This window comes from Mycobacterium sp. 852002-40037_SCH5390672 (genome assembly GCF_001665875.1).
In the GTDB taxonomy this organism is placed as follows: Bacteria; Actinomycetota; Actinomycetes; order Mycobacteriales; family Mycobacteriaceae; genus Mycobacterium.
The window spans coordinates 21,823-31,296 of record NZ_LZTA01000138.1 but is presented as its reverse complement, the minus strand read 5'-3'; the positions used below and the strand labels follow the sequence as shown (position 1 = coordinate 31,296).

The window sequence follows — 9,474 nt, the reverse complement described above, 5'->3', positions numbered from 1 at the left end:
GACGAATCGGGCCGGTTGATGCGCGAGTACCCCGACCTCGCGGCGTTCGAGTGGGTGATCCGGGCGGAGAATGCGATCGCCGTCGATGACACGGCGACGGGCAACTCGGGGTTCCAGGTATTCCGCGAAATCATCGACGGCATCGTCCGGGACGCTGTCCGCGAGGGCGGGCTCGCCCGCCGTGCCGATCGGCACGGCGCCGTCGAGGCGATCTATGCGCTGATCTACGGCTTGGTCGAATTGGGCGCCACCCTGCCGCCCAAGGACTACCACGCGGCGCTGGCATCTGCGAAGCAACTGATCAGGGGCACCCTGCTCGCCGTGGGCACGCGGACATAGCGGCCGATAACCGGCCGGTCACGCGGCCGCGCCCTTGATATGATCAAGTGATTGATTATAAAGTCGAGGCCACGGAGAGGAACCCGAGGCCGTGACCGAGACCGTTGGCCAAGCGCTTGACGTCGACGCGCTGCGACGCAAATACGCCGAAGAACGCGCGCGCCGCTTGCGCGCGGACGGGATTGCCCAATACGTCGAGATGGCTGGCGCGTTCGCGCGATTCGCCGAAGATCCGTGGGCGGACGGGGACTTCGCCCGTGAGCCACTCACCGACGAGGTAGACGTCGCCATCGTCGGCGCGGGATTCGGCGGGCTGTTGACCGGGGCACGGCTACGTCAGCTCGGCATCGGAAGCGTACGGCTGATCGACAAGGCGGCCGACGTCGGCGGCACCTGGTACTGGAACCGCTATCCCGGAATCGCTTGTGACGTCGAGTCGTACGTGTACATGCCGCTGCTCGAGGAGCTTGACTACACACCGACGGAACGATACGCCGAGGGCCCGGAGATCTTTGCCCATTGCCGGCGCATCGCCGAACGCTACGACCTCTACCGCGACGCCTGCTTGCAGACGGACGTGCGGGAAATCCGTTGGGATCCGTCCGAATCGCGCTGGATCATCCGCACCGACCGGGGCGACGAGATGCGCGCCAAATTCGTCTCCATGGCCAACGGGTATCAAGCCAAGCCCAAGTTGCCGGGCATCGAAGGAATAGGCGCTTTCCGCGGGCATGCGTTCCACACCAGCCGTTGGGACTACGCCTACACCGGCGGGGAGCTGCAGAATCTAGCCGACAAGCGCGTCGGCATCATCGGAACCGGCGCCACGGCGATCCAGTGTGTACCGCACCTCGCCGCTGCCGCCCAGCGGCTCTTCGTCTTTCAGCGCACCCCGTCCTCGGTGGACGTGCGCGCCAATCGCTCCACGGATCCCCAGTGGGCCAACACGTTACAGCCCGGCTGGCAGCGCGAGCGGATACAGAACTTTCAGATCCTCACCGCGGGAGGACAAGCCGACCAGGATCTGGTCGCCGATGCCTGGACGAGCATCACCCGCAGGCTTCCGGTCATGCGGCATGACGGAGACGGTCTCGTCGATCCCGAACAGCGCAGCCGCGACATCGAGCTGGCCGACTTCGCCAAAATGGACGAGATCCGCGCGCGGGTAGACGCGATCGTCACCGATCCCGCCACGGCCGAGGCGCTCAAACCGTGGTACGGGTACTTCTGCAAAAGACCGTGCTTCCACGACGAGTATCTGCAGACGTTCAACCGGGACAACGTCACGCTGATCGACACCCGGGGCCGTGGGGTGCAGCGCATCACCGAAACCGGCGTGGTGGTTGATGGCGTGACCCACGAACTCGACTGCCTCATCTTCGCAACGGGTTTCGAGGTCGGCACCGACTATTGCCGCCGCACCGGATTCGACCTGATCGGCCGTGACGGCGTGACGCTGACCGAACACTGGGGCGACGGCGTGCGCACCTTCCAGGGCCTGTGTACGACCGAATTCCCGAACTGCTTCATCGAGAGCATCGCCCAGGCCGGCCTGACGGTGAACTTCCCCTACCTGCTCGACGTGCAGGCCGGCCACGTCGCCTGGATCATTGCCACCGCACTCGCCGAGGGCATCACCGAAATCGAAGCCGCGCCCGGCGCCGAAGCCGCCTGGGTTGACACGGTGGTGGCCCGGTCGGTCGCCAGCGCGGAGCGGGCGAAGACGTGTACGCCCGGGTACTACAACCGGGAGGGCAAGGCCGACGCCAAGACTCGGCAGGGCAGCTTCTTCTTCGGCGCACCCACCGAGTACGCCGACATCCTGCAACGGTGGCGCACCGATGGGGACCTGGAAGGCCTGCTGATCCGCCGCGCCGGGGAACGGACGTGACAAGCCGGAAAGCCCGATCGCTCTATGCCATTGGGCGGATGCGAGCCGCGACGCGGCGCGGGCGTGGACCGAAGGTGGCAATCGTGGGCGCGGGTTTCGGCGGCCTGGGTGCGGCCGTCGCGCTGCGCCGCGCGGGCATCGACGATCTGGTGATCATCGAGGGCCACGACGGCGTCGGTGGCACCTGGCGACGCAACACCTATCCCGGGGCCGCCTGCGACATCCAGAGCCACCTGTACTCGTTTTCCTTCGCCCCCAACACATCTTGGAGCCGTACCTACGCGCGCCAGCCCGAAATACTGGCCTACCTCGAATCGGTGGCCGACGATTTCGACCTGCGTCGCCATCTCATGCTGGGCACCACGGTCAACTCCCTGCACTGGAACCCACACACCGGCGCGTGGGATTGCCAGCTGGAGCGGGACGGGTATTCGGCCACACTGACGGCCGACGTCGTCGTGTGTGCGATCGGGCTGTTCGGCGATGTCAAGCTCCCCGACATCGACGGACTGAGCGAATTCACCGGCCCGGTGCTGCACACCGCGCAGTGGGATCACGACCTCGATCTGGCCGGCCGGAACGTCGCGGTGATCGGCACCGGCGCCAGCGGGGTACAGGTTGTGCCCGAGTTGGCGGAGACCGCCGGGCACGTCACCGTTTTTCAACGCAGCCCACCCTGGATGGTGCCCAAGGACGATCGCCCATACAGCGCAACCGAATTGGCACGCTTTCAACGCAGCCGCCTGGCGTTGCGCCGCACCCGCTGGCAGATCTGGAAGTTCCAGCACGACAACACCGCGACCTTCGCTGACGACCCGGTGGTGACGGCGCGCACGCAGATCGCGACGTCGTTCCTGGAGCGCACCGTGGCTGACGAGCCGCTGCGCCGGGCGCTGACGCCGGACTATCCGTTCCGCTGTAAACGGGTGCTGCTGGGCGACGACTATTACCGGGCGTTGCAGCGCGACAACGTCGAGCTGGTCACCGACCCCATCGCCCGCATCGGCCAGACATCGGTGATCACGGCGTCGGGCGCAGAAGTCAACACCGACGTGATAGTGCTGGCAACCGGGTTCGAGACGTCGCGCTACCTCTCCGGCATCGACGTCGTCGGTGCCGCTGGCCGCCGGCTGCACGAGCACTGGGGCGACGACCCGCGCGCCTATCTGGGGGCGGCGGTCAGCGGATTCCCGAACTTCTTCATGCTGTATGGCCCAAACACCAACCAGGGCGGCAACTCCATCGTCTACATCCTCGAGGCCGGGGCGCGACTGGTCGCCAGCGCGGTAAGCCGCCTGGCGCGCCGCGGCGGCTACCTCGACGTGCGCCCGGAGTCCGAAAAGCGCTACAACGACGCGCTTTCCGCGGACCTGGAGCGCACCATCTGGACGCGGTGCAACAGCTACTTCCGTTCGCCGTCCGGCCGAATCGTCACCCAATGGCCGTATACCGAACTGGAATACGCGCGCCGGACCTGGCGGCTGCGACCACGAGAATGGATACACCGTAGGACGCCGCGACCGCGCGATGGCGCGAATCTAGGGGATGCCGAATTCGATGACACCGCGTGGCCGCAGACCAAATCGGCGGAGGCGTCGACGAGTAGCCGACCGTAGTTGCTCTAGCTGCCGGCGGCCATCCTGGCCCGTTCGGTCATCGAGGCGATCACCCCGCCGTCGTTGAGAATGTCGGTGCCGGTGAGGTATCCGGCCTTGTCGCTGGCGCAGAAGGCGAGCAGCTCGGCCATCTCCTCCGGCTTGCCCCACCGCGGGACCGCGGCGTTGGCGACCATCGCGCCGGCTCCGGCCTGCTCCTCGAGTCTGCCCATCTCGGTGTCGACAGACCCCGGCGACACCGAGACGATGCGCAATCCGCGGGCGTTGAAGCGCTCAGCCTGCGACTGGCTGTACCACTTCACGAAGCTCTTGCTCATGGCGTATGCGATACCGGATCGCGCATCCTCGGGCACGATGTTGCACGCCGCCAGCATGGCGTCCATGAAGGCCTCGGCGTCGTCCAGCGCTTGCGGAAATCGCTCTGTCGGAACGATTTCCGCGGGCAGCATGTGCGCCGCCATCGATGCCACGTTGACGATCACGGCGCCCTCGTCGGCGACTGTGAAGAACTCCTCGTTGACGTTGACGGTGCCGACGGCATTGGTCCGCATGACATAGTCGGCGGCACCCATGCTCGGACTCACCCCCGCGGTGTGGATGACGGAGGCGAGCGTTCCGAGGTTGTTGGCGGTCTTCAGCAGATCTGCGACCGCCTGCCGGTCGGTGACATCAGAGTCGACGACCGTGGGAGTGATCCCGAGGTCTTGCAGAGTTGTGGCCGCGGTCGCCAGCCGATCCTGCCGGACATCGCAGAGGACCACGGTGTGGTCGCGTCCGACGATTTTCGCCGTGGCCAGGCCCATGCCGCCCGCGCCGCCTGTGATCACCGACACTCGAGTCATACCTGGACCGTATACGCAGAATGAATTCGCACCGAGCCGCGGGCCGGGGTGTGCGGCCACTAGGCAGCTACTGGGCGGAATGGCCCGAGCCGTGCCCTGTCACGCCATTTCTTCGGCCCAGGCGATATGTCCTTGGAAGTCAAGGGAATTCGCCATCGCGCGATAGCGGTCGCGATAGTCGCGATAGGTGTCGTCGCCGTGGGCCCGCGCCTCCAATGCGCGCATCCGCAGCAGCCATATGTCGTGCAGGACGAATCCGGGTTCGGTCGGTACAGCCGCCAGCCGGTCGATGGTCGCCTGCGCTTCCTGAAGGTCGGTGGGGCCACCTCTGTGCAGCAGCGCACCTACCAGGATTGCGGTGGCGCCGGCAAGGTAGATCATGTCGCCACAGAGGTACTCCTGCTCGACGGCAGCGCGCGACAGTTCGATCGCCCCGTCGAGATCGCCGGCTCGAGCCATCTCGTCAGCTTCCACGGCGTCAACGACGGTAGCCGCTACCAGGGTGTAGCGCTCTTGCAGAGCGGCTTCACGGGCCGCGGCAAGGAGGGTGAAGCTGTCTTCGCGCCCGGGACCGTCATAGGCCGCGAGCGCGACACCGTGCGCGTGCTGGGCGCAGGCCAGCGTGAGATTGTGACCGGATCGCTCGGCGATCGCGAGCAACTCTTCGGTCTCCTTCAACGCCGCCGCATCCGGAAGCCACACCCCGTTGTAAATGAGCGTGTATTTGAAGAGCAACATCACCGCGCGCGTCGTGGGGTCGAATGCACGAACCATCGCGGTGGCTCGCTCGACATCGGCTCTCCAGCCCGGATCGCCGAGGTAACAGCGCGCGCAGCCCCCCAACATCATCGCCCCCACCAGCGGAGAGCCGACGATCAAATCGCCCTTGGAGGCATCACCGTCGGCCAGCTCGATTATCCGCTGCGCCAGCTGCACGACTTCCGTCATTTCGCCATGCTCTAACTTGGCGGCGAGCGCGGCATAGGACAGTCCGAGAGTCAACGTCGGGTCACCGATTGCCTCGAGCAGGCTGATGAGCTCAGAGGCCAATTGTGATGCCTCTTCGAATCGGGAATGAACGACCAGTGCCGGCAGCCACCCGGCCATCCCCATCGCCAGCGACGCCTTGTCTCCGCTGTCGTTAGCCAGGTCGCGTAGTTCGTCAAATCCCGTGTCGGCGAGGCTGCCACCGGCTAGCCAGGCGCTGGCGCAGAGCAGCGTCCGCGCGGCGATCCGTGATGCGGCGCGGTCGGGATCGGTGCCGGGCAGTCGGTCTGCGACGTCTTGCGCATGCCGCCAACTCGCCCGTGCCGCGGTGATGTCGCGGTGGGTCAGGCAGCTGCCCGCGCGCATATACCAGTCGAATGCCGCGTGCAGATCCCCGGCCGCGTTGAGGTGTTCGGCGATGAGCGCCGCGCTTTCGTCGACCGACCCGCGTTGCTCGATCGCAGCGGCAAGCCGCTGGTGCAGCGCGGCGCGATCCGACTTCAGCTGCGATTCATAGGCCACGGCGCGAATCAACGGATGCCGGAACGCATATTCCACTCGCTGGCCAAACCCGACCTGATCGATCAACTCGCCCATGACCAATTCGTCGAAGACCGGCTCGGTGCCCAAAGCGGATAGCAGCTCCGGGTTGAACCGCGAGCCGATGACCGCCGCGGCGTTCAATGTGCGTTTAGCCGCCGAGCTGATCCGGTCGACGCGCGCCGCGATAACGGCCTGCAACGTCGCGGGCACGGTGGCTTCTATTTGTGGCATGCCGACGTTGCCGCGCAGCCGATAGGCGCCGCGGGCGCCGTCGATCGCGCCACGCTCGGCCAGATCACGGACGATCTCCTCCGCGAAAAAGGGATTGCCGCCGGCGCGTTCGGAGATGACTTCGGCCAGTCCTTGTAGCGAGGAATCGGAGCCGAGCAGCTCACCGAGCAGCGCCTCGGTCTGTCTGCCGTTGAGCGGGCGTAGCGCGATCGTTTGTGCGCCGGGGATGGTGGCCAGCGCGCCGCGGTATTCGGGGCGGTAGGTGATCAGTACCATCGAGCAGGTTTGTCGGATTACGGCCATGAAGTCGGCCAGCATCGACTCGCTGACGTCATCGATCCAATGGACGTCCTCGATCACGTAGAGCACCGGCGTGGCCCGGGCCATCGATGCGCTGTTGACCAGTGCGGTGAGCCTGCGCCGCCGCGCGTCACCCTCGACTTGGGGCACCTGATGGCCAGGATCGGCGACACCGAGCAGATCGTCGAGCAACAGGAGATCGTCAGGATTGGCGTCCCGGAATCGTAGGCGCAGCTGGGTGCGGGCCGCTTCGCCGTCAAGGCCGTCGACGCCGAGGCCGGCGCGCATGAGTCCGGTCACGGCGTGGAAGGGGATATCGCTGGTGTGGGATTCGCAGTAGGTGGTGAACCTGTCCGCGCCGCGGGTGTTCGCCAGTGCCGCCGCTTCCCGGACGATGCGGCTCTTACCGATACCCGGCGGCCCCAGCACACCGACTACGCAGCCGGCCCCGGCAATTGCCTCGTCGAGGAGACCGGCGATCGTGTTGAGTTCCCACGTTCGCCCGACCAACCGCGGGTCGCTGCGACGGCGCTGATCGCGAGTCGTGGCGATCAGGCGGTGTGCCGGCAGCGGCGCGCTTGCGCCCTTGGTGTGCACCACTTCCGGCTCGTCCAACACCACGGCGTCCTCGACCAGCCGCGCGGTGGACTCGCTGAGCATCACGCCACCCGGCGGCGCAACCGACTCCATACGCTGGGCCATGCCCACCTGTTCACCTATCGCGGTGTAACCCAAAGCGCCAGAGCCGATCTCGCCGGCGATCACCTGACCAGAATTTAGACCCACCCGCAGCCGCAGGTCGACCTCATCTCGGGCTGCGACCTCACTCGCCACCTGCCCGGCCTCATCCTGGATCCCCAAGGCCGCCATACATGCGCGAAAAGCGTGATCCTCCAACGCAACTGGTGCACCAAACACTGCCATGATGCCGTCGCCGGTGAATTTGTCCACCCTGCCGCCGAATCGTTGGACCACGGCCGCCGCGCGCTCGACGAGCGCGCCCATGATCTCGCGTAGCCGTTCCGGGCCCACCGACGCAGCGATGTCCATCGACCGCACGACGTCGGCGAACAGCACCGTCACCTGCTTGTACTCCGCAGACGTCCCAGAGGCCTTAGCGGGCGACCCACACTCGTCACAGAACTTCGCGGTGGTGCGCAGTTCGGCGCCGCATGACGGGCACGCCACCCTCGACGTCGTCATATGAGCACCACCGTCCAGGGCCGCACCGCCCCGCCGCTAAGAATAGGCGGATCGCCGGAGGGAAGCGCGGTTTTGGCGCTTTGCTGACGCGAGCGAGTGCTACGTCGGGAGCCCGTGCTCCTCCGACGAGTGCGGGTGACCGCTGTGCCGGATGGCCGTGCCGAAGAACGGCGCACGGACGGTGGCCACCACGTGGCGCCGGTTGATGAGCAGGCCGACGACGGCCACCGCGGTGTAGACGCCGCAGAGCAGCAGCCGCCCCTGTGTCGAGAAGATCGGGAACTGGACGACGAACAGTCCGAGGAGTGTGCACGCGGCCGCCCGGTGGAAACGCAGCGCCAGGATCAGCGCCACCCCCATCATCGTTTGGGTGGCGGTGAGCAGCACTTCCTCCACCTGGCGGGAGTCGAGGTACAGGGAGAACCCGCCGCCGCCCAGCAGGTGGGCGATCGGCAATGACCCGATCAACAGGGTCCACTGGTTGACCTTGGAGGAAATCAGTGTGGCGATGGCCGCGGTTCCCTTGCCCCGGGTGGCGAAAATGATCGCGATGATGAACTCCGGCGCTTCCGACGCCAGCGGAGCCAGCCACTGCACCAGCAAGAAGCGGTTGATGCCCAGTTCGGTACCGGCGGCGACCAGATTGTCGGCAAAGGGCTTGGCGCACAGCAGGATCACCGCGCCCGACACCAGGAAGAGGCCGACCACGGCGACGCGCCGGCGACCGTCAGGCAGGTCGCCCAGAGCGGCGGCGGTGCCTATCAGGTCGGGCTCTTCGACGCTGCCGTGGCTGATCTTGTAGAGGTAGAACCCGAACCAGGCCAGCAACGCCAGCCCCAGCCCGAAATGGATCTGGCCGCTCGCCGGGATCACGAATGCGATCACGCCGGCGATCAACAGGAATCCGAGTTCGACGCGGTTTGCTGGCTCCAGCGTCAACCCGGTGGTCTTCTTCGAACCGGACTTGCGCGCGACCAGGATGCTCACCAGCACCACGACGGGCCAACCCAGACCCATCAACAACCGGTTGGATCCGGTCATGTTGGCCGCGGCGTACTGCGTGTAGTCGGCGTTGTGGCCGGACACGTACGCGTAGTACAGGTCAACGGCGTATTCGGGCAGCACCGCGATCAAGGCGAGTAGTGCCGTCGCCAGCCCGCCGGAGACGTCGATCTGAGCCGCCTCGGCGGCCCACGCCAGCAAGAAGCTGGCCGCCACCACCGCGGCCCCGAAGATCACCAGGGCCAGCACCGCGCCGGTATGCAGGCCCGCGAAGCGGACGAGCACGGCCGGAACGACGAATGCGCCCGTGATCAATCCGGAGCGGGTCAGGGTGCGGCGCCGCCAGCGTGCCGTCATCGAGACGGTGGCAGCGGGCCTGTCTATGGCGAGCATCGTCATCCTTCGCAGGCGGTGGCGATCGAGTGGCTCCCTCGGCTCGGTTGCGCGAACCGGTTACCCAACGTACCCGTGACGGCCGGGGTCAGCAACGCAGCGGGTTTACGATGGCTGCGGTGCCGCC

Annotated in this window: 5 protein-coding genes and 1 pseudogene; 3 read left to right on the top strand and 3 right to left on the bottom strand. The window is 66.5% G+C overall.

All coding sequences use genetic code 11. From position 1 onward, the window contains the following. The 3 genes and pseudogenes from A5782_RS26610 to A5782_RS24565 form a co-directional block, all read left to right on the top strand. A pseudogene (locus A5782_RS26610) lies at positions 1-339 on the top strand (TetR/AcrR family transcriptional regulator); the annotation flags it as partial. A gap of 91 nt (positions 340-430) precedes the next feature. Then, positions 431-2,230, top strand: a complete 1,800-nt coding sequence (locus A5782_RS24570; protein WP_067104889.1) for an NAD(P)/FAD-dependent oxidoreductase — start codon at positions 431-433, stop codon at positions 2,228-2,230. A gap of 38 nt (positions 2,231-2,268) precedes the next feature. After that, entirely contained in the window at positions 2,269-3,846 is a 1,578-nt protein-coding gene (locus A5782_RS24565) for an NAD(P)/FAD-dependent oxidoreductase (RefSeq protein WP_197694338.1), read from the top strand. 5 nt (positions 3,847-3,851) lie between these two features. Here the strand turns inward: A5782_RS24565 and A5782_RS24560 are convergent, their stop codons facing one another. The 3 genes from A5782_RS24560 to A5782_RS24550 form a co-directional block, all read right to left on the bottom strand. Then, complete coding sequence (locus A5782_RS24560) at positions 3,852-4,688, bottom strand: SDR family oxidoreductase (protein ID WP_082943093.1); 837 nt, start codon at positions 4,686-4,688, stop codon at positions 3,852-3,854. Positions 4,689-4,787: 99 nt separating this feature from the next. Continuing rightward, on the bottom strand, positions 4,788-7,952 hold the full coding sequence (locus A5782_RS24555; protein ID WP_067104882.1) for an adenylate/guanylate cyclase domain-containing protein: 3,165 nt from the start codon (positions 7,950-7,952) through the stop codon (positions 4,788-4,790). A gap of 99 nt (positions 7,953-8,051) precedes the next feature. Next, entirely contained in the window at positions 8,052-9,353 is a 1,302-nt protein-coding gene (locus A5782_RS24550; protein ID WP_082943092.1) for a sodium:proton exchanger, read from the bottom strand. Between the last annotated feature and the right edge of the window lie 121 nt (positions 9,354-9,474).